17 protein-coding genes and 1 rRNA gene are annotated in these 20,256 nt (G+C 68.9%); 7 read left to right on the top strand and 11 right to left on the bottom strand.

Annotated elements, in window-relative coordinates; all coding sequences use genetic code 11:
- Positions 1-117 precede the first annotated feature (117 nt).
- On the bottom strand, positions 118-978 hold the full coding sequence (locus tag ON31_RS07350; RefSeq protein WP_039810735.1) for a metallophosphoesterase family protein: 861 nt from the start codon (positions 976-978) through the stop codon (positions 118-120).
- A 125-nt stretch (positions 979-1,103) separates the two neighbouring features.
- Between ON31_RS07350 and ON31_RS07345 the strand changes: the two genes are divergently transcribed.
- Positions 1,104-3,161 carry an ATP-dependent DNA helicase gene (locus ON31_RS07345; RefSeq protein ID WP_039810733.1) on the top strand — a complete coding sequence of 686 codons (2,058 nt, stop codon included), beginning with the start codon at positions 1,104-1,106 and terminating at the stop codon, positions 3,159-3,161.
- A 165-nt stretch (positions 3,162-3,326) separates the two neighbouring features.
- On the opposite strand, the gene ON31_RS07340 is transcribed toward ON31_RS07345, so the two are convergent.
- The 3 genes from ON31_RS07340 to glgP all read right to left on the bottom strand — a co-directional run bounded on the left by ON31_RS07340 (position 3,327) and on the right by glgP (position 8,108).
- On the bottom strand, positions 3,327-3,875 hold the full coding sequence (locus ON31_RS07340) for a DoxX family protein (protein ID WP_039810731.1): 549 nt from the start codon (positions 3,873-3,875) through the stop codon (positions 3,327-3,329).
- 166 nt (positions 3,876-4,041) lie between these two features.
- Positions 4,042-5,406 (bottom strand): NCS2 family permease, encoded by a 1,365-nt coding sequence (locus tag ON31_RS07335; RefSeq protein ID WP_039810728.1) that lies wholly within the window; start codon positions 5,404-5,406, stop codon positions 4,042-4,044.
- Positions 5,407-5,534: 128 nt separating this feature from the next.
- Positions 5,535-8,108: an alpha-glucan family phosphorylase gene (gene glgP / locus ON31_RS07330; protein ID WP_039810725.1), complete on the bottom strand. Its 2,574-nt coding sequence runs from the start codon at positions 8,106-8,108 to the stop codon at positions 5,535-5,537.
- Between the two features lie 112 nt (positions 8,109-8,220).
- Here glgP and ON31_RS07325 point away from each other — a divergent pair, with 112 nt between their 5' ends.
- Both ON31_RS07325 and ON31_RS07320 read left to right on the top strand, forming a co-directional pair.
- Positions 8,221-8,871, top strand: coding sequence for a PaaI family thioesterase (locus ON31_RS07325; RefSeq protein WP_039810723.1), 651 nt, complete (start codon positions 8,221-8,223; stop codon positions 8,869-8,871).
- 58 nt (positions 8,872-8,929) lie between these two features.
- Positions 8,930-10,933, top strand: coding sequence for an alpha-1,4-glucan--maltose-1-phosphate maltosyltransferase (locus ON31_RS07320; RefSeq protein WP_039810720.1), 2,004 nt, complete (start codon positions 8,930-8,932; stop codon positions 10,931-10,933).
- A gap of 23 nt (positions 10,934-10,956) precedes the next feature.
- Here ON31_RS07320 and ON31_RS07315 read toward each other — a convergent pair whose 3' ends face one another.
- Complete coding sequence (locus ON31_RS07315) at positions 10,957-11,823, bottom strand: class II glutamine amidotransferase (protein ID WP_039810718.1); 867 nt, start codon at positions 11,821-11,823, stop codon at positions 10,957-10,959.
- 216 nt (positions 11,824-12,039) lie between these two features.
- On the opposite strand from ON31_RS07315, the gene glgB reads away from it, so the two are divergent.
- Together glgB and ON31_RS07305 are read left to right on the top strand one after the other, a co-directional pair.
- The gene (glgB, locus tag ON31_RS07310; RefSeq protein WP_039810716.1) at positions 12,040-14,193 is read left to right on the top strand and encodes a 1,4-alpha-glucan branching protein GlgB; all 2,154 of its coding nucleotides are present in this window, start codon (positions 12,040-12,042) and stop codon (positions 14,191-14,193) included.
- A gap of 147 nt (positions 14,194-14,340) precedes the next feature.
- Positions 14,341-14,562: a hypothetical protein gene (locus tag ON31_RS07305; RefSeq protein ID WP_029926490.1), complete on the top strand. Its 222-nt coding sequence runs from the start codon at positions 14,341-14,343 to the stop codon at positions 14,560-14,562.
- Positions 14,563-14,637: 75 nt separating this feature from the next.
- Here ON31_RS07305 and ON31_RS07300 read toward each other — a convergent pair whose 3' ends face one another.
- The 3 genes from ON31_RS07300 to ON31_RS07290 are packed head-to-tail and all read right to left on the bottom strand — an operon-like array spanning position 14,638 to position 17,199.
- Positions 14,638-15,489: a tetratricopeptide repeat protein gene (locus tag ON31_RS07300; protein WP_039810714.1), complete on the bottom strand. Its 852-nt coding sequence runs from the start codon at positions 15,487-15,489 to the stop codon at positions 14,638-14,640.
- A gap of 58 nt (positions 15,490-15,547) precedes the next feature.
- Positions 15,548-15,961, bottom strand: a complete 414-nt coding sequence (locus tag ON31_RS07295; protein ID WP_029926486.1) for a DUF3817 domain-containing protein — start codon at positions 15,959-15,961, stop codon at positions 15,548-15,550.
- 59 nt (positions 15,962-16,020) lie between these two features.
- Positions 16,021-17,199 carry an acetyl-CoA C-acetyltransferase gene (locus ON31_RS07290; RefSeq protein WP_039810712.1) on the bottom strand — a complete coding sequence of 393 codons (1,179 nt, stop codon included), beginning with the start codon at positions 17,197-17,199 and terminating at the stop codon, positions 16,021-16,023.
- A 114-nt stretch (positions 17,200-17,313) separates the two neighbouring features.
- On the opposite strand from ON31_RS07290, the gene mce reads away from it, so the two are divergent.
- Both mce and ON31_RS07280 read left to right on the top strand, forming a co-directional pair.
- Positions 17,314-17,784 (top strand): methylmalonyl-CoA epimerase, encoded by a 471-nt coding sequence (gene mce, locus ON31_RS07285; protein WP_029926482.1) that lies wholly within the window; start codon positions 17,314-17,316, stop codon positions 17,782-17,784.
- 86 nt (positions 17,785-17,870) lie between these two features.
- Complete coding sequence (locus tag ON31_RS07280; protein WP_029926480.1) at positions 17,871-18,863, top strand: coiled-coil domain-containing protein; 993 nt, start codon at positions 17,871-17,873, stop codon at positions 18,861-18,863.
- Positions 18,864-19,000: 137 nt separating this feature from the next.
- Here ON31_RS07280 and ON31_RS35470 read toward each other — a convergent pair whose 3' ends face one another.
- The 3 genes from ON31_RS35470 to rrf all read right to left on the bottom strand — a co-directional run bounded on the left by ON31_RS35470 (position 19,001) and on the right by rrf (position 20,226).
- On the bottom strand, positions 19,001-19,303 hold the full coding sequence (locus ON31_RS35470; protein WP_081592280.1) for an Rv1322 family protein: 303 nt from the start codon (positions 19,301-19,303) through the stop codon (positions 19,001-19,003).
- Positions 19,304-19,312: 9 nt separating this feature from the next.
- Positions 19,313-19,990 carry an endonuclease NucS gene (gene nucS / locus ON31_RS07275; protein WP_039810709.1) on the bottom strand — a complete coding sequence of 226 codons (678 nt, stop codon included), beginning with the start codon at positions 19,988-19,990 and terminating at the stop codon, positions 19,313-19,315.
- 119 nt (positions 19,991-20,109) lie between these two features.
- Positions 20,110-20,226, bottom strand: a 5S ribosomal RNA gene (gene rrf / locus ON31_RS07270).
- Positions 20,227-20,256 lie beyond the last annotated feature (30 nt).

Genomic DNA, 20,256 nt, shown 5'->3' with positions numbered 1-20,256 from the left:
GCCGCGGACAACGCCGCAGCGCGGCGAAGCCGTGGACAACGCCGCAGCGCAGCCCTGCGCAGCGTGACGTCGGCAGCCGGATCCCGCGCGGGAGCCGATGCGCCTGCGGCCGGCTCGTCAGCTCGCCGCGCGGGAAGTCTCCTCGCTGTCGCGCGCGTGTGGCAGCGGCAGTACGTACCAGGAATCGTCGCGGTGATAATCCGGGCGCGGGGAGGCGTCCGGGTCGGCGGCCAGGCCCTCGACGCGGGTCCACTCGTCGTCGCCGAGGCTGATGTGGTCGGTGTAGCGGTAGTGGAAATGGCCGTGGAACAGGACCGCGGGGCGCAGAGTTTCGACCGCGCGCTGGATGCGGTCCTGGTTCGGTAGGCAGTCCGGGTGTTTCTTGCGGTCGAAATCCGGCGCGGCGGCGCGGGGCTTGTCGTGGGTGAACAGCACGTCCACCGGTGAGCTGTCGGCGTCGAGCAGGGCGTCGAGTTCGGCGTCGGTCATCTGCTCCTCCGGGAACCACAGCGTCCCGGCGGTGTGACGGACGCGGCGGGAACCACGGGCGCGCCGCCGCTCGCCCTTCGCCGCGCGCTGCGCCTCCCACTGCAGGCGGCGCTGCTTGTCCACCGAGTACGCCCCACCGAAGGCCGCGAAGCGGGTGTCCGCCCACGTCCACCGGTGTCCGCGCGGGGCGTAGCGCAGATTGCTGCGGCACCGCAGAAATCCCTCGTCGTCGAGCTTCTCCCCGTACAACTCGTGCACCAGCGAACTCTTGTCGTGATTGCCGTCCAGGAAGTACACGGTCAGATCCACGCGCCGCGCGGCCTTGTTCACCACGTCGAAGTACCGCCGCCCCGAGGGCACGTGTTCCCAGGCCCCGAAGTCGCCGAGCGCGAAGACCCGATCGCATCCGCGCGCCGTCGCCTCCCGCAGGAGCGCCAGCGCGTGTTCGGTATTGCCGTGCAGGTCGCCGATGATGAGCACCTTCCCCATTCGCATATCCTCCCAGCGCCACCCGATTCGGTCACTCGCGTTTCGCACCGACACGCCCGCGCCGCCGACCGATCGGTCTCGCACGGACCGTCGGCTTGTCGGCCGGAGTCGCTACGCTGACGGCCGTGCCCGAACTCCCACCCGTGCCGAAACTGTTGTCCACCGCCGTCGAGGCTCTGGGTGGGAAGGAACGCACCGGGCAGCAGACCATGGCGGCGGCGGTCGCGCACGCCATCGACACCGGGGAGCATCTGGCCGTGCAGGCCGGGACGGGCACCGGCAAGTCACTGGCCTATCTGGTGCCGAGTCTGCGCCACGCGGTGCGCACCGGGCGCACGGTGGTGGTCTCCACCGCCACCATCGCGCTGCAACGGCAGCTGGTGGATCGCGATCTGCCGCGGCTGTCGGAGGCGCTGGCCACGCCGCTGGGCCGGGTGCCGCAGTACGCGATTCTCAAGGGCCGCAACAACTATCTGTGCCTCAACAAAATCAACAGCGCCATTCCGGACGAGCCCGCCGAGGCCGAGTTGTTCGACGCCTTCGCCATCTCCCGGTTGGGCCGCGAGGTGCAGCGGCTCAACGACTGGGCCTCCGACACCGAGACCGGCGACCGCGACGAACTGGCCCCGGGGGTGAGCGACCGCGCCTGGCGGCAGGTCAGCGTCTCCTCCCGCGAATGTCTGGGCAAATCCCGCTGCCCGTTCGGCGTGGACTGCTTCGCGGAGAAGGCCCGCGCCGAATCCGGACAGGCCGATGTGGTGGTCACCAATCACGCGCTGCTGGCCATCGACGCCATCAGCGGCATCCAGGTGCTGCCCGAACACGATGTGGTGATCGTGGACGAGGCGCACGAACTGGTGGACCGGGTCACCGGGGTGGCCACCGCGGAGCTGTCCACCGCCGCCATCAGCGCCGCCGCCAAGCGCTGCGCCAAACTCATCGACGAGCGGGAGGTCGATCGGCTGGAGAGCGCCGCCGAGGCGTGGCACGCCTTCCTGGACGAGCTGCCCGGGGGCCGCTGGGACACCCTGCCCGAGGGCGCGGCTCCGGTGCTGGCGCTGGTGCGCGACGCCGCCTGGAATGCCCGCACCGCGCTCAATCCACAGGGTTCCGGTGTGCCGCAAGGTGATCCGGAGACGGCCGCCACCCGCAATCAGGCCCTCGCCGCGGTGGAGGAGGTGCACGACGCCGCGGTGCGGGTGTTGGAGACGTTCGAGGAGTCCGATCCGGCCGCGCACCGCGATGTGGTCTGGCTGGCCGTGGACGAGATGCGCGGGGTCGCGCGCCGCACCCTGCACATGGCCCCGCTGTCGGTGGGCGGACTGCTGCGCAGCCGCCTGTTCGGCACCGCCACCGTGGTGCTGGCCTCGGCCACCCTCCAGGTGGGCGGTTCCTTCGACAATCTCGCAGTCACCTGGGGGCTGCCGCCGCAGGCCCCCGGACGGGTGGACGCCGCGCTCGCCAACGGCGCCCAGGCACCCTCGGATGCGGAGCAGGTGCGCTGGAACTCCCTGGACGTGGGCTCCCCGTTCGATCATGCCAAGGCCGGAATCCTCTATGTGGCAAAGCATCTCCCGGCCCCGGGCCGTGACGGCCTGCCGCCCGCCTACCTGGACGAGATCGAACGTCTGGTGACCGCCGCGGGTGGGCGCACCCTGGGCCTGTTCTCCTCCATGCGGGCGGCCAAGGCGGCCACCGAGATCCTGCGCGAGCGGCTCGACACCCCCGTGCTGTGCCAGGGTGACGACGCCACCGGCGCACTGGTGCGCAAGTTCGCCGACGATCCGGAGACCTCGCTGTTCGGCACGCTGTCGCTGTGGCAGGGCGTGGACGTTCCCGGTCCGTCGCTGAGTCTGGTGATCCTGGACCGCATTCCGTTCCCGCGTCCGGACGACCCGCTGCTGGTGGCCCGGCAGCGCGCGGTGGAATCGCGGGGCGGCAATGGATTTCTCTCGGTGGCGGCCAATCACGCGGCGCTGTTGCTGGCGCAGGGCACCGGCCGCCTGTTACGCAGTGTCGACGATCGCGGGGTTATCGCGATTCTCGATTCCCGTTTGGCCACCGCACGTTACGGCGGATATCTGCGTGCGTCATTGCCGCCGTATTGGGAGACTTCCGATCCCGAGGTGGTTGCCCAGGCTTTGCGACGCCTGACCGGATCACCCGCCGCCGCCTCGAAATAAACCTATCGACGAAAAACGCCGGTGTGAAACCACTCACACCGGCGCCGCTATACTTCCGAACAGAAGTAAATTGGCATGCGGTACTCCGATGACCCCCAATTCCCACATCGAAGTATCCGTGGTCCCCGCGCCAAGCCCTGCACGCGGCGCGGGGACACACAATCCTTAGAGAACCGCCTTCAGAATCAGCGTGAGCACGCCCGCCACAATGGCCAGCGCCACCGCGGCGATACCCCACACCACGCCCTGCCGGGCCCACGGCCGACCGTGGTCGAGCGAGAACCGGCCGGGACCGGTGAAGGCGAGTGCCGCGGCCGCGAGGGCGAACAGCGCGCCCATCTCCCACATCGCGAAGCCGTCGGACCAGGTGGCGTTGAGGATATTGACGGTGGTGCCGAGCACGATGGCGGCGGCCAGCGGCGTGAACAGCCCCAGCAGCAGGAGCAGGCCGCCGACGAGTTCACTCAGCCCGGCGAGGGTGCCGAAGAACGCACCGGGGTTGTATCCCATCTGGTCGAAGCCGGCGTTGGTGGCCTCGAGGCCGTAGCCGTTGAACCAGCCGAACAGCTTCTGGCTGCCGTGCACGGCGAACAGGCCGCCGAAGCCGACGCGGGCGATCAGCAGACCGATATCGGTGGCGGTGGCGTCCACGCCCTCCCGGGCCGCCAGCAGGGAGCGGGTCAAACTGGTACCACCGGTGGTGGGTGCGGTCATCGTCTTTTCCTCATCTGTCGACGTCGGGTCGTTACTTCGGCAAAGCATCCGGACCGTGGTCCGCTTCGCATTCAGTGGTAGCCAACCTACGGGACCGGGAGCCTATTCCGGAACATCCGAAATCGGATGTAATCCGCGTTACACCGACGCGGCGACGAGACGAACGCTATTCGGCGAGGAAGAAGAAGTACGCCAGGAATACCAGCAGCAGCGCCCACATGACCGGATGCACCTCACGCGCGCGGCCTTTCGCCACCATGATCAGCGGGTAGAACAGCAGCCCCATGGCGATGCCATTCGCGATGGAGAAGGTCAGCGGCATCATGACGACGGTGATGAAGGCCGGGACCGCGTATTCCAGCTTGTCCCATTCGATTTCCCCGAGCGCCCGGGACATGAGCACGCCGACGACGATGAGCGCGGGCGCGGTCACCGCCGGAACGCCCGCCACCACGGCGAACAGCGGGAAGAAGAACATGGCGATCAGGAACCAGAACGCCGTGGCGACGGCCGTGAGCCCGGTGCGGCCGCCCGCCGAGACACCCGCGGTGGACTCCACGTAGGCGGTGGTGGTGGAGGTGCCGATGATCGCGCCCGCCGCGGTGCCGATGGAGTCGGCGGCGAGCGCCCGCCCGGCCCGCTCGAGCTTGCCGTCCTTGGTGAGCATGCCCGCCTGGTGCGCGACGCCGATCAGGGTGCCCGAGGAGTCGAAGAAGTCGACGAACAGCATCGTCAGCACGACGATGATCATCTTCTCGTTGGTGAAGACGTTCGGCAGATTGACGATGGCCTGACCGAAGGTCTCGTCGAGCCCGTGCGGCAGGTCGACCACCGCGCTCGGCAGCTCCACCAGACCCGAGACCATGCCGACGACGGCGGTGACCAGAATGCCGTACAGCACCGCGCCCTTCCAGCGCAGCACCATGAACACGACCGTCAGCAGCAGCCCGAGCAGCGCCAGCAGCGTGGTGCCCTGATGGAAGTCGCCCAGATGCACCAGGGTGGCCTCGCTCGCGACCACGATGCCCGCGTTCTTGAAGCCGAGGAAGGCCACGAACAGGCCGATACCCGCGCCCACGGCCAGCTTCATCTGCATGGGGATGGCGTCGATGATCTTCTCGCGCACCTTGGTGACCGCGAGGACGAAGAAGATGATGCCGGACAGCAGGGTGCCCGACAGCGCCTCCTCCCACGGGATGCCCATACTCAGCACGACCGTGTACGCGAAGAACGCGTTGAGGCCCATGCCCGGGGCCAGCGCGACCGGATAACGCGCCCACAGGCCCATCACCAGGGTGCCGACCACGGCGGCCACGGCGGTGGCCGTGAAGACCGCCTGCATCGGCATGCCCTGATCGCCCAGCGGACCGCCGTCGCCGAGCACCGTCGGATTGACCGCGAGGACATAGGACATCGCCAGGAAGGTGACGGTGCCCGCCATGAATTCACGCTTCATGGTCGAGCCGTGGCGGCTGACGCCGAGATACTCGTCGATGCGCCCCTTGGCGCGCGACAGGACGTCGGTGGTCATCGGTGTTCTGCTCCAGTCGGCCGGATGGTGCGGGAGTGCCCCGCAGGCACGTTAGCCGCTCGCATACCGGACGACCGCATCCGACCCGGCGAATAGTGGGCAAATTATCAGGCCGGGTGGCGCGCCCGCTACGGGCTCGGCGTGGCGACCAATCCGAGCTCGGACGACGTGGCGAGCAAAGGATGCTCCGGCAGCACCCGAATGGTGTAGCCGACCGCGCCGGACAGCGGGACCGGGGTCCGCACCTCGAACAACTCGGTGCCCGATTCGGACCCGACGTGGTCCATCGGCACGGTCACGACATCGGACAGTTCGTCGATGGTCGAGACCCGGCCCAGCACCGCCTGCACCGTGACGTCCACCGGAGCGAGGCCGCCGAGGTCGATGCGGGCGCGCAGCGCCAGGGTCGCGCCGATGACCGGGGTGTCGGGCAGCCCGGAGCTGTCCACCTGGACGACCTTCACCGCGGGCCAGGCGGTCTCGACGCGGCGGCGGTACTTGGCCAGCGCGCGGGCGCCGCCGAAATCGTCGCGCGCGACCGCGGCACCGGCCGCGGCGGCGGGACGGTAGTAGTCCACCGCGTAGTCGCGCACCATGCGGGAGGCCAGCACCTTCGGACCCAGCGTCTGCAGGGTGTGGCGCACCATCTCCATCCAGCGCACCGGCATGCCGTCGCGATCGCGATCGTAGAAGCGCGGCAGCACCGAGCGTTCCAGCAGTTCGTACAGGGCGGCGGCCTCCAGGTCGTCGCGGCGGTGCTCGTCGCGGACGCCGTCGGCGGTGGGGATGGCCCACCCGTTCTCGCCGTCGTACATCTCGTCCCACCAGCCGTCCCGGATGGAGAGGTTCAGCCCGCCGTTGAGCGCGGACTTCATGCCCGAGGTGCCGCACGCCTCCAGCGGGCGCAGCGGATTGTTCAGCCACACATCGCATCCCCAGTACAGGTAGCGGGCCATGGACATGTCGTAGTCGGGCAGGAAGACGATGCGGTGGCGCACCGCCGGATCGTCGGCGAAGCGCACGATCTGCTGGATGAGCGCCTTGCCGCCGTCGTCGGCCGGATGCGATTTGCCCGCCACCACCAGCTGCACCGGACGGTCCGGATCCAGCAGCAAGGCGCGCAGCCGGTCCGGATCGCGCAGCATGAGGGTGAGCCGCTTGTAGGTGGGCACCCGGCGGGCGAAACCGACGGTGAGCACATTCGGATCGAAAACCTCGTCCACCCAACCGAGTTCGGCCGGTGCCGCGCCGCGTTCCAGCCAGGACGCCCGCAGTCGGCGGCGCACCTCGGCCACCAGGATCCCGCGCAGCGTGGTGCGGGTCGACCACAGTTCGCCCAGGTCGACGTCGCTGAGCCGCTCCCAGCCGCGCGCCTCCTCCACCAGCTCGTCACCGATGAGTTCGCGGGCCTTGTCGATCCATTCGCGGGCGGCCCAGGTCGGGGCGTGCACACCGTTGGTGACCGAGCCGATGGGCACCTCGGCGGTGTCGAAGCCCGGCCACAGCGGGTTGAACATGCCGCGGCTGACCTCGCCGTGCAAGCGTGAGACGCCATTGGCGCGCTGGGCGAGTCGCAGCCCGAGATGGGCCATATTGAACACCGACGGATCGTGCTCGCGCCCCAGGGCCAGAATGCGGTCCACCGAAACCCCGGGCAGCAGCACCGATTCTCGCTCACCATGGGAGCCGCCGAAGTAGCGGCGCACCAGTCCGGCCGCGAACCGGTCGATCCCGGCGGGCACCGGGGTGTGCGTGGTGAAGACGGTTCCGGCCCGCACCGCGGCCAGCGCGGAGTCGAAATCCATTCCGGTGGCCATGAATTCACGAATGCGCTCGACGCCCAGGAATCCGGCGTGGCCCTCGTTCATGTGGAAGACGTCCGGATCTGGCAGGCCGTGCGCCCGGGTGTAGGCGCGCACCGCGCGCACACCGCCCACGCCCGCCAGTATCTCCTGTTTGATGCGGTGGTCCTGATCGCCGCCGTACAGCCGGTCGGTAACGGCGCGCAGTTCCGCGTCGTTGTCGGCGATATCGGAATCCAACAGCAGCAACGGGATTCGGCCCACCTGCGCGATCCAGACCCGGGCCCGCAGCACCCGGCCCTCCGGCATGGGGACGTGCAGCAGCACGGGCGCGCCGCCCTCGGCGAGCAGGCGCAGCGGCAGGCCCTGCGGGTCCAGGGCCGGGTAGTGCTCGGTCTGCCAGCCGTCGGCGGACAGCGACTGGCGGAAGTAGCCGGAGCGGTACAGCAGGCCCACTCCGATGAGCGGCAGCCCCAGGTCCGAGGCGGCCTTGAGGTGGTCGCCGGCCAGAATGCCGAGTCCGCCGGAGTAGTTGGGCAGCACCTCGGTGACACCGAACTCCATGGAGAAGTACGCGATGCCGCGCGGGCGGTCGTGTTCGGGTTGCCGCTGGAACCAGCGCGGCCGGGTCAGATAGTCACGCAGGTCGGCCGCCCCCGCGTCCACCCGGCGCACGTAGTCGGTGTCGGCGGCGAACTCGTCGAGTCGCGCCGGGGGCACCTCGCCCAGCATCCGCACCGGATCGCGGCCCACCTCCACCCACAGCTCCGGGTCGAGCGCGGCGAACAGATCCTGCGTCGGCCCGTGCCAGGACCACCGCAGGTTGGTCGCCAGCTCGGTCAGCGCGGACAGCCGCTCGGGCAGATGGGCGCGAACGGTGAATCGACGCAGTGCCTTCACCCGCTCGACCCTACCGGGTGGCCGCGGGGCGGCGGGCGGGCGACGGCACGGCTCACACCGCGCGTTCGGCCCTCGGCACGAGCTTCTCGCGAGCAACCGATAACGTGTTCTCATGACTGAGCAGCAGGTCGAGTCGGTCCCGACCGCCGAGCACCACGAAGGCGGGTTCCGGCCGATGGCGGAACTCGCGCGGGACAACTCCGCGGGTGGACCGCACTACGGGGAACTGATCGAGCAGGTCCGCGAGCTCATGGACAAGGTGCGACTGTGCTCGCCGAGCGATGACGTGGCCCTGGATGCCATCGCCATGCTGAAGCAGCTCAACGACCGGCTCGACGAGGCCGTCGTGGACGAGTGGTCGGCCCCGACCTGGCGGCGACACGATCTGCCCTCGCGCGGCAATATCACCCTGCCTCCGTTCTGGATCGACCGCGCCGCGAGCGACGGGGTGGACGCCCGGCTCACCTTCCGTACCTTCCATCTGGGCGGCAATGCGGCCGCGCACGGCGGGCACATCGCGCTCGCCTTCGACGACCTGCTCGGCATGACCGCCGCCGTGCACACCAAACAGGTCACCCGCACCGCCTCCCTCACCATCGACTACCGCTCCATCACCCCGCTCGACACCGAGCTGCGGGTGCACGGCCGGGTGGAGCGCGTGGAGGGCCGCAAGGTGTACGTCCGGGCCACCATGTCCGACGGCGACCGGCTGTGCGCCGAGGCCAACGGGCTGTTCATCGTGCTGAAGCCCGGACAGGCGTAGCGGGCCGCGATGCCGCCCACTCCGGCGACGCGGTGGCGCAACCGGTAAGTTCGGGAGCGTGACCGGCCGCATCGCCATCGATGACACCGCCCCTGCCATTCCCGGCGGCCGACCGGCGAAAGCCGTGGTCGGCGAGGTATTTCCGGTGCGGGCGGTGGTGTGGCGCGAGGGGCACGCCGCGGTGGCGGCGACACTGGCGGTGCGGGCGCCCGGCTCCTCCCGGGCCCGTCGATTCCGGATGGCGCCGGACTACCAGCCCGACGTGTTCAACGGCGTGTTCACGCCCACCGCACCCGGCCTGTGGACCTACCGCATCGAGGGCTGGAGCGATCCCGTCGCCACCTGGCGCGCGGCGGTGGAGGCCAAACTCGCGGTCGGGCAGAGCGCGGCCGATCTGGCCAACGACCTGGAGATCGGGGCGCGACTGCTGGAACGCGCCGCCCAGGCGGTGCCGAAGAAGCAGTGGGAGACGCTGCGGGCGGCGGCCGCAGCCCTGCGCAGCGACGTACAGCTGCCCGCGCGGGTGGCGCCGGCCTTCAGCACCGAGGTGGGCGAGATCCTGCGCGCCACCCCGCTGCGCGACATGGTGACGCGCGGCCCCCAGCACACCGTGCTGGTGGAACGGCAGCGGGCGCTGTATGGAGCCTGGTACGAATTCTTCCCGCGTTCCACGGGCGGCTGGGACGCGGAGGGCAGTCCGGTGCACGGCACCTTCGCCACCGCCGCCAAGGAGCTGCCCCGCATCGCGACCATGGGCTTCGATGTGGTGTACCTGCCGCCCATCCATCCCATCGGCAGGGTGAACCGCAAGGGGCGCAACAACTCTCTCACCGCCGAGCCCGGCGATGTGGGCTCGCCGTGGGCCATCGGCTCCGACGAGGGCGGGCACGACGCCGTCCACCCGGCCCTGGGCACCGAGTCCGACTTCGCCGACTTCGTCTCCGCCGCAGCGGAATTGGGTATGGAGGTGGCGCTGGATCTGGCCTTGCAGTGCGCCCCGGACCATCCGTGGGTGGCGGCGCATCCGGAGTGGTTCACCACCCTGCCCGACGGCACCATCGCCTTCGCGGAGAATCCGCCGAAGAAGTACCAGGACATCTACCCGGTCGATTTCGACAATGATCCGGACGGGCTGTACGCCGAGATACTACGGGTGGTGAAGCACTGGATCGGCCTGGGTGTGCGGATCTTCCGGGTCGACAATCCGCACACCAAACCGGCCGACTTCTGGGAGTGGCTGATCGGCCAGGTGCGTCGCGAACACCCGGACGTGATCTTCCTGTCCGAGGCGTTCACCCGCCCGGCCCGCCTCTACGGCCTGGCCCGGCGCGGATTCAGCCAGTCCTACACCTATTTCACCTGGCGCACCAGCAAATGGGATTTCATCGAATTCGGAAAAGAGCTGGCCGCCAAGGCCGATGAGGCGCGGCCCAACCTGTTCGTGAATACGCCCGACATCCTGCACGAGAGCCTCCAGCACGGCGGGCCCGGCATGTTCGCCATACGCGCGGTGCTGGCCGCCACCCTCGCACCCAGCTGGGGCGTGTACTCCGGATTCGAGCTGTTCGAGCATCAGGCCGTGCACGCGGGCAGCGAGGAGTACCTCGACTCGGAGAAGTACGAGCTGCGCCCGCGCCGCTTCGCCGAGGCGGCCGCGCGTGGAGAATCGTTGGAGCCGTGGATAACCCGGCTCAACGAGATCCGCCGCGCCCATCCGGCGCTACAGCAGCTGCGCTGCATCCACTTCCACCACACCGACAACGACGCGCTGCTGGCCTACTCCAAATTCGACCCCACCACCGGGGACGCCGTGTTGATCGTGGTCAACCTCAACCCGTTCGTTGCCGAGCAGGGCATGGTGTCGCTGGATCTGCCCGCCATCGGCCGCGAATGGCACGACCGGCCGGTGGTGTACGACGAGGTGAGCGGCGAGGAATACCACTGGGGCCAGACCAATTACGTGCGGTTGGATCCCGCCCGCGCGGTGGCGCACATCCTGAACCTGCCCTCGGTGCCGATCCAGGCCCGCCAGGAACTGGCGTACCGGCACAGCTTCCACTGAGCACCGGACCCGACCGCGCGCGTTCAGGCTCCGGTCTGCGAAGCGGCGGCGGCCGGTTCCAGCTGTGCCAGCGACAGCGGATGCCGGGGCGGGCGGTTCAGCACCCTGGTGGAGCGCACCCGCAGCCGCTCGTCGACGTGCAGCAGCTCGCCCGGCCGCAGCAACCGCCAGCCCGGATCCTCATCCATGCGCTCACTGGCCACCACCACGGCCGGATGCCGCGCGAGATGCCCGCTGCGCGCCCGGATTCCGGTGCGGCCCGCATGGTCGAGATGCCGGTCGCCGCCCGCTCCGCCCGCGGCCCGCTCCAGCACGTACAGCTCGTGGGTGGCCGGGTAGCGCAGCGCCCACAGCTCGGTCGCGGTGGTCAGCACCAGGTTGAGCGCGTACACCGGCAGCCGATCCGCGATCCAGGCGACGGCGTCGGCGATGCCCGCGGTGACATCGCCGTCGTACTTGTCGATGCGCTTGGTGATCAGGGCGAAGAACCGTTCGGAATCGGTATCCCCCTGCACCAGTTCGCGATACGCGCCGAGTTCGGCATCCAGCTCGGACAGACCGTGCAGCACCCCGTTGTGCGCGAACAGTCGCTTGAACTGCTGGAACGGATGGGTGTTGCGCGGTTCCACGGCCCCGGTGGAGGCGTAGCGCACATGGGCGACGAAGGTGGCCGACGCCCGCTCCCGCGCCTCCCTGCCGAACCGGGCGTCCTCGTACGCGGCCAGCGGCTGCTTCTCGACCAGCGGGGTGCCATCGGCGGCGAAGGTGCCCAGACCCACCCCGTCCGGCTCCCGCCGGCTCTGCCGCGCCAGGCTGTCCGGCGCGTCCAGCAGCCAGAAGGTGGCCTTCACCCGCTGCGGCGCGGCCGACAATCCGAACAATCGACACATCAGCGCTCCTACCCGAGCGTGGTTCGAGCGTTCCGTATCCACCCTCGATCGTAAACGCCGCGGCCCGCCCACCGGCGAACCCGCCCCCGCTCGGCGCTGCGGGTGCGGCGTCCGCTTGCCTCGGCGCGCCGGTTCGACCCCGCCGCGCCGAGTGCCGCGCAGTAAGTTGGCAGATGTGTGCGCCAGCCGTGAGCCCGTTCGCCCGGAACGCCCCGCATGAACCGTCGTGACCTCATGCTGTTGGCGGCGGGCACCCACCCGGACCCGCATACGGTGCTGGGTGCGCATCCGCACCCCGGTGGCACGGTGATCCGGGCGCTGCGCCCGCACGCCGACACCGTGGCGGCCCGCATCGGCGACGCCGACCATCCGCTCGCGCACCTCGAACACGGGGTGTTCGAGGGCGTGGTCCCGTTCCCGGAGCTGTGGGACTACCGCCTGGTCACCTCGTATCCGGGCGGGCGCACCACCGTGGACGCCGACGGCTACCGCTTCCTGCCCACCCTCGGGGAGCTGGATCTGCACCTGATCGGCGAGGGACGACACCAGCGGCTGTGGGCGGCGCTGGGCGCGCATCCGCGCCGCTACACCACGCTGGACGGCGAGGTGACCGGCACCTCGTTCGCGGTCTGGGCCCCGAACGCCCGCGGGGTGGCGGTCATCGGCGACTTCGACGGGTGGAGCGGGCACACCGCGCCCATGCGGCGGCTCGGCGGCTCCGGCGTCTGGGAGCTGTTCGTGCCGGGGCTGGGTCCGGGCGACAAGTACAAGTACCGCGTGCACGGCGCCGACGGCCGGGTCGTCGACCACGCCGATCCGCTGGCCTTCGCCACCGAGCCACCGCCCGCCACCGCCTCGGTGATCACCGCGAGCACCTTCGAGTGGGGTGACGACCGGTGGCTGCGCGCCCGCGCCCGGCTTGATCCCACCCGCGCGCCGATCAGCGTCTACGAAGTGCACCTCGGCTCCTGGCGGCCCGGCCTCGGCTATCGGGCGCTCGCCGAGCAGCTGGCCGAATACGTTGCCGCCCAAGGCTTCACCCATGTGGAGCTGCTGCCGGTGGCCGAACACCCCTTCGGCGGCTCCTGGGGCTACCAGGTCACCTCCTACTACGCCCCCACCGCGCGATTCGGCTCCCCCGACGACTTCCGCTGGTTCGTGGATCACCTGCACCGCAAGGGCATCGGCGTCATCCTGGACTGGGTGCCCGCCCACTTCCCGCGCGACGAATGGGCACTGGCCCGCTTCGACGGTACCGCCCTCTACGAACACCCCGACCCGCGTCGCGGTGAGCAACTCGACTGGGGCACCTATGTTTTCGACTTCGGCCGCAACGAGGTGCGCAATTTCCTGGTCGCCAACGCCCGCTACTGGATCGAGGAATTCCACATCGACGGTCTGCGGGTGGACGCCGTCGCCTCCATGCTGTACCTGGACTACTCGCGCCCCGAGGGCGGCTGGGAGCCCAATGCGCACGGCGGCCGCGAGAATCTGGAGGCCGTCGCCTTCCTGCAGGAGATGAACGCCACCGTGCACGGCCACCATCCGGGCGTGCTCACCGTCGCCGAGGAGTCCACCACCTGGCCCGGCGTCACCCGCTCCACCGAGGTCGGCGGGCTGGGCTTCTCCATGAAATGGAATATGGGCTGGATGCACGACACGCTCGGCTATCTCGGCCACGATCCGGTGCACCGCACCTGGCACCACAACGAGATCACCTTCTCGCTCACCTACGCCTGGAGCGAGAACTACGTGCTGCCCATCAGCCATGACGAGGTCGTGCACGGCAAGGGCACCCTGTGGACGCGCATGCCCGGCGACGATTTCGCCAGAGCGAGCGGCGTACGCGCCCTGCTGGCGTACATGTGGTCGCATCCGGGTAAGCAATTGCTGTTCATGGGACAGGAATTCGGCCAGTTCCGGGAGTGGGACCACGACCGCGGCCTGGACTGGTACGAACTCGACAACCCGCTGCACCGGGGCATCCACACGCTGGTGCGCGACCTCAACGAGCTCTACACCGGGCATCGCGCGCTGTGGAGCCAGGACACCTCACCCGGCGGTTACTCGTGGATCGACGCCGACGACCGCGACCGCAATGTGCTGTCGTTCCTGCGCTACGGCAGCGACGGCACCATCATCGCGTGCGTGTACAACTTCTCCGGCGCCGAGCACCCGGACTATCGCGTGGGATTACCGGGCGACGGGCGCTGGCGGGAGATTCTCAATACCGATGCCACAGCCTACGGCGGCAGCGGAATCGGGAATCTGGGCGGGGTGTCCGCGGACGGCGAGCCTCGCCACGGCCGTCCGGTGTCGGCGGCGGTCACGCTGGCCCCCAACAGCGCGCTGTGGCTCACCCCGGAGTGAGTCTCCCGCCTACCCCTCATGGCCCCCGGAAACGGGGGCACGGACATTCGGGTCTGCCGAGATCGGTTGGCATGTAGTGGATTTGACCGTGCGGCGTCGCAACCGAAACGTAACACATTCAGATACACCGAAGAGGAACAGATCTCCATGAAGAAGCTGGGTACCGCCATGTTCATCGCCGCCGCCGCGGCCGGATTCCTGGGCGCGGGCGCCGGTATGGCCGCCGCCGACGTCCCGGTCACCGTCGCGCCGGTCGTCGCGCCCGGCGAGCCCGACCCGAGCGGCACCGGCTCGTCCTCGGCCCTGGTCGACGTGATCAAGTCGCTCAGCACCATGAGCGCCAACTCGGGCACGACGCCGGACGCCTGATGAAACGCACCGGTTCCCCCACTTCGGGTGAAGCCGGGGAACCGGTGCTGGTCGATGCGGCCGCTACCGACCGGGTCAGTAGAGCGCGGCGGCCAACTTGCGCCGGGCCGTCACCACGATGGGCTCGGCCGGATCGAACAGTTCGAACAGTTCCAGCAGATGGGTGCGGACACGGGTGCGATCATCGCCCGCGGTGCGCTTCACCAGCGCGATGAGACGCTCGAAGGCCTGCTCCGGCTGCTGGTTGAACATTTCCAGATCGGCGGCGGCCAAGGCCGCGTCGAGATCCGCCGGATCGGCGTCGGCCTTGGCGACCGAACTCGGGTCCAACTCCTGGACCCGGGCCACGAACTGCACCTGGCGCAGCGCGGCCTTGGCCTCGGCATTGCCGGGCTCGGCATTGAGGATGGCCTGGTACGCGGCCTCGGCGGTGGCGAAATCCCCACGCTCCAAGGCTTCTTCGGCCGCCACGAAGCGCGGGTCCTCCGGCGCTTCCGGCTCCCCCTCGCCGCCCTCGCCGACACCGGGCAGTTTGCCGCGCACCGCGTCCACGACGGCGGCGAGCCACTGCCGCACCTGCTCCTCCGGCTGGTTGCCGGTGAAGTCGGCGAGCGGCTGCCCCGCGGCCACCGCGACCACCGTCGGGATGCCCTGCACCCCGAAGGCCTGCGCGATGCGCATATTGGCCTCGGCCTCGATGCTGGCCAGATCCCAGTCGGTGGTTTCGGCGGCCAGCTTCTCCAGCAGTTTCACCAGTTCGATGCTGCCGGGGCTGCGCTGGGAGTACAGCGCCACCACCACCGGCACCTGGGTGGAGCGGCGCAGCACCTTGGTTTCGAAGTCAGCCTCGGTGACGGCATGCCCCTGGGGAGCGTCCCCGCTCACCGCGGGCTGCTTCAATGCGGACAGATCCACCGCACCGGACATAGCGGCGGCGACGGCGGCTGAAGGTCGTCGTGCAGGTCGAGTCACGACATCCAGTCTGTCACGAACGCGTCGCGGCCGGGGCGGCGCCTTCCGCAGCGGCGCCCGCGCTCAGTTCACCCAACTGCCCGGTACGGACGGCCCAGCGCTCGAACCAGACGGTGGCGAACGGCGGAATGCTCGCGACCAGCGCCAACAGCGTGGTCCGGCGGCTCCACTCCAGTTCCCGCGCCGCCAGCAGGGCGATGAGCACGTAGAAGATGAACACGCCGCCGTGGATCGGACCGAAGATCTTCACCCCGACCACGATCTGCGGATCGGTCACGCCGAGATTCAAGGCGTCCAGCAGGCGCGGAATCCACTTGAACGCCATTCCGATCAGCAGACCCGCCCAGGACACCGCCTCGAGCACCGCGAAGAATCGGAAGCGCTTCGCCACCGTGCCGAGATCGAAGAAATCACCCATGCGGACCATTGTGCCCTGAGACCTACGACACCTTGTAGTGGAGGTGGTCACAATGGTCCGCCGGAGTGCTAGACGCGGACGATCAGGGCGTCACCCTGGCCGCCGCCACCGCACAGCGCGGCCGCGCCGACGCCGCCGCCACGCCGCTTCAGCTCGTAGGCCAGGTGCAGCAGGATGCGGGCGCCGGACATGCCGAGCGGGTGGCCGATGGCGATGGCCCCGCCGTTGACATTGACCTTCTCCGGGTCGATGCCGAGCTTGCGGGTGGACGCCACGCCGACGGCGGCGAAGGCCTCGTTGATCTCCACCAGATCCAGATCGGAGGGCGAGAGACCCTCCCGTTCACAGGCTTTCAGGATGGCGTTGGCGGGCTGGTCCTGGAGGGTGGAGTCCGGTCCCGCGACCACACCGGCCGCGCCGATCTCGGCGATCCAGGTCAGGCCCAGTTCCTCGGCCTTGGCCTTGGACATCACGACCACCGCGGCCGCGCCGTCGGAGATCTGCGAGGCGGTACCCGCGGTGATGGAGCCGCCGGAGCGGAAGGCCGGACGCAGCTTGGCCAGCGATTCGGCGGTGGTGTCGGCGCGAATGCCCTCGTCCTCGGCGAACACGATGGGGTCGCCCTTGCGCTGCGGAATGGAGACCGGCACGACCTCGTCGGCGAACACACCGTTCTTCCAGGCCGCGGCGGCCTTCTGGTGCGAGGCGGCGGCGAAGGCGTCCTGATCCTCGCGGCTGATCTTGTCGGTGTCGTTGCGCTGCTCGGTGAGCGCTCCCATGGGCTGGTCGGTGAAGATGTCGTGCAGGCCGTCGTAGGCCATGTGGTCCCGCAGCGTCACGTCGCCGTACTTGAAGCCCTCGCGGCTCTTCTCCAGCAGGTGCGGGGCCTGGGACATGGACTCCATACCGCCGGCGACCACGATTTCGTACTCACCGGCGCGAATCAGCTGATCCGCCAGGGCGATGGCGTTGATGCCGGACAGACAGACCTTGTTGACGGTCAGCGCGGGCACATCCATCGGAATTCCGGCCGCCACGGCCGCCTGCCGCGCCGGGATCTGCCCCGCGCCCGCGGTCAGCACCTGGCCCATGATCACGTAGTCGACCTGTTCGGGCGTCACGCCGCCCTGCTCCAGGGCCGCCTTGATGGCGATGCCGCCCAGATCGGAGCCGCTGAAGTCCTTCAGCGATCCCAGCAACCGCCCCACCGGGGTGCGGGCGCCGGAGACGATGACGGTGGTGGTCACGATGAGCCCTCGCTTACGTCGGATGATCGGACCCCTGCCACAGTCGAGGCCCTACTCAAAGGTAACCCGCTGCCTCCCGCCCCTCTTCCTCAGGTGCGCGCTACCGTGCGGTACGTGAGCAACACCGAAAAGCCCGAATTCGTCCCCGCGGAGTATGTGACCGCCGTCGACCACGTCGGCATCGCCGTTCCCGATCTCGATACCGCCGTCGCCTGGTACGCCGAGAATCTCGGCATGGTCGAGACGCATCGGGAGATCAACGAGGCCCAGGGCGTGCACGAGGCCATGCTGTCGTGCCCGGGCGCGCCCGCGGGTTCGAGTGCTCTCCAGTTGCTGGCCCCGCTGAACGCGGACTCCACCATTGCCAAGTTCATCGACCGAAATGGGCCCGGCCTGCAGCAGCTCGCATACCGTGTCACGGATATCGAAGCTGTCTCCGAGTATCTGCGTACACGGGGCTTGCGTTTGCTGTACGAGGCCCCGCGCGGCGGAACAGCAGGTTCCCGCATCAATTTCATCCACCCGAAGGATGCTGGCGGTGTGCTGGTCGAACTGGTCGAGCCCGCCGCGAAAACTACTCACTAGTACCGACATCCACGACGGGAAAGAGGCTGTAACAACATTCGCGGTCGGGTCACCATCAGTGGTCGACAGGCTGTAGTTTGTGGGGCATGTCGTCCACTGAGCCCGATCGTAATCGCTTCGTCGCTCTGCCCTTTACCGTAGTGCGGAAGGGGTATGACCGTGATGAGGTGCGCAACTACTTCGACCGATTCGACGCCGAGCTAAGGGTAACCGCTACCGATCGCGACGCCGCTGCCGCCCAGGCCCGAAACCTGGCCGCGCAGTTGGAAGACGCGCGCGACGAGATCGATGAGCTGCGCAAGGAGGTCGACCGGCTCTCGGTGCCGCCGACCACCGCGGAAGGTATGTCCGACCGCATTTCCCGCATGCTGCGCCTGGCCTCCGACGAGGCATCCGAGGTGCGCGCCCAGGCTCAGGCCGAGGCCGCGGAGATGATCTCGATCGCCGAACAGCAGGCGGCCGAGATGCGCGGAAAGTACGAATCGCTGCTCTCCGAGACCAAGGAGAAGCGCGAGGCGCTCGAGGTCGAGTTCGAGCAGACCCTCGCCAATGCCCGCGCCGAGGCCGCGAAGATCATCGACGCCGCCAATGCCGAGGCCGACCGCATCACCAAGGAGTCCGAGGCCAAGCGCAAGGCCGCGCAGCAGGACTTCGAGGTCACCATGGCCGAGCGGCGCACCAAGCTCACCCGCGCCATGGAGGAGCTCGAGGCCACCTCCCGCGCCGAGGCCGCCCAGCGCATCAAGGACGCCACCGACGAGTCCAACCGCCTCATCACCAACGCCACCAACACGGCCGATCGCAAGATCGCGCACGCCAAGGAGCTGGCCGAGGAAATGCGGGTGCTGCGCGGACGAGTGTTGGCTCAGCTCTTGGGCATTCGCGGTCAGCTCGATTCGGTTCCGGCCATGCTGGCCGCGGTCAACCGCGAGAGCGAACTGCTCGACGGCAACCCGGAGCCGCGCTCACTGCAGAGCAAGCAGTCCGGTCGCAAGGCCATCCAGGACTCCAAGTCCGAGTCCGAGGAAGAGCAGAACGTCGACGAAGAACAGCGTGAAAACGCCGAGGTCTCCAGCTAGTCCCTCACATTCGACGCCGACCGGGCGACACCCATCCACTCCGAGGCCGCCCCCGCACCGGGGCGGCCTCGCCTATTTCCGCGCCTGTTTCCGCCTGTTGTTTCAGATACCGCGCAGTGGACGCGTAGCAGCTTCGACTAGGACCAACGGCGGGTAATTCGCCTGGTATGTCGGCCTTTCCAGCAGCCGGTGTGCCAGTGGCGGCGGTCGTCCTGGCCTCCGTAGGCTGGCCAGGCGACTATGTGGGCGACACCCGGCATGATCTCCTGATCGCAGCCGGGGCAGCGGTAGCGCTTGACGGCGCGGGTGCCGGGCACGGTACGGACGACATACATCTCCCCGCCCGGCCCCTCCTCCTGGCGGCCGAAGACATCACCCAGCGGGCGCGGTTCCGGGTGGGACCGCGCCGACTGCTGGGGTCTCGGCTTGCGACGGGGCATGATCCGAGGTTAGAACAGCCGGAATTCGTCGCTCTCGGTGCCACGCAGGGCGTCGTAATCCAGCGTGAGGCAGCGGATCCCGCGGTCGGTTGCGAGGGTCTTGGCCTGCGGCTTGATCTGCTGGGCGGCGAAGACTCCGGTGACCGGGGCCAGCAGCGGGTCGCGGTTGAGCAGCTCCAGGTAGCGAGTCAGCTGCTCAACACCGTCGATCTCGCCGCGGCGTTTGATCTCCACCGCCACCGTCGCGCCGTCGGCGTCCCGGCACAGGATGTCCACCGGGCCGATGGCGGTCATGTACTCGCGGCGAATGAGTGTGTAACCCGCGCCGAGGGTTTCGATGTGCTCGGCCAGCAGCTCCTGCAGATGCGCTTCGACCCCGTCCTTCACCAGACCCGGATCCACACCCAGCTCGTGTGAGGAGTCGTGCTCGATCTCCGCGACGGTGATGCGCAGCTCCTCACCCGCCTTGTTGGTGACCACCCAGAGCTTGGCCGCCTCCGTCTCGCTGTCGCGCTCCTCCAGCCAGCACGGCGGGCTCATCCAGTTCAACGGCTTGTACGAACCGCCGTCGGAATGCACCAGCACCGAACCGTCCGCCTTCATGAGCAGCAGGCGACGAGCCATCGGGAGGTGAGCGGTGAGACGGCCGACGTAGTCCACTTGGCAGCGAGCAATAACGAGGCGCACCGGGACCACTCTAGTGCCCGAACCCGGCCGGAAATGCCAGGGGGCAGGGGAATTCGACGGTTCTTTCTCCGGAAACGCGGAAGGCCCCGACCGTGTGGTCGGGGCCTTCGCGAAGGATGTTCCGGCGGTGTCCTACTCTCCCACACCCTGTCGAGTGCAGTACCATCGGCGCAGGTGGCCTTAGCTTCCGGGTTCGGAATGGGACCGGGCGTTTCCCCACCGCTATAGCCGCCGTAACTCTATGAAACTGTCACACAAAATCGTGT

It is taken from the genome of Nocardia otitidiscaviarum NBRC 14405 (assembly GCF_000308635.1).
Lineage (GTDB): Bacteria > Actinomycetota > Actinomycetes > Mycobacteriales > Mycobacteriaceae > Nocardia > Nocardia otitidiscaviarum.
This window is presented reverse-complemented; position numbering and strand designations above follow the sequence as displayed.

Coding starts and splice junctions, on each gene's coding strand:
- ON31_RS07350 (WP_039810735.1), bottom strand. CDS start 978: ATGGGGAAGGTGCTCATCATCGGCGACCTGCACGGCAATACCGAACAC.
- ON31_RS07340 (WP_039810731.1), bottom strand. CDS start 3,875: ATGACCGCACCCACCACCGGTGGTACCAGTTTGACCCGCTCCCTGCTG.
- ON31_RS07335 (WP_039810728.1), bottom strand. CDS start 5,406: ATGACCACCGACGTCCTGTCGCGCGCCAAGGGGCGCATCGACGAGTAT.
- ON31_RS07325 (WP_039810723.1), top strand. CDS start 8,221: ATGACTGAGCAGCAGGTCGAGTCGGTCCCGACCGCCGAGCACCACGAA.
- ON31_RS07315 (WP_039810718.1), bottom strand. CDS start 11,823: ATGTGTCGATTGTTCGGATTGTCGGCCGCGCCGCAGCGGGTGAAGGCC.
- glgB (WP_039810716.1), top strand. CDS start 12,040: ATGAACCGTCGTGACCTCATGCTGTTGGCGGCGGGCACCCACCCGGAC.
- ON31_RS07305 (WP_029926490.1), top strand. CDS start 14,341: ATGAAGAAGCTGGGTACCGCCATGTTCATCGCCGCCGCCGCGGCCGGA.
- ON31_RS07300 (WP_039810714.1), bottom strand. CDS start 15,489: ATGTCCGGTGCGGTGGATCTGTCCGCATTGAAGCAGCCCGCGGTGAGC.
- ON31_RS07295 (WP_029926486.1), bottom strand. CDS start 15,961: ATGGTCCGCATGGGTGATTTCTTCGATCTCGGCACGGTGGCGAAGCGC.
- ON31_RS07280 (WP_029926480.1), top strand. CDS start 17,871: ATGTCGTCCACTGAGCCCGATCGTAATCGCTTCGTCGCTCTGCCCTTT.
- ON31_RS35470 (WP_081592280.1), bottom strand. CDS start 19,303: ATGCCCCGTCGCAAGCCGAGACCCCAGCAGTCGGCGCGGTCCCACCCG.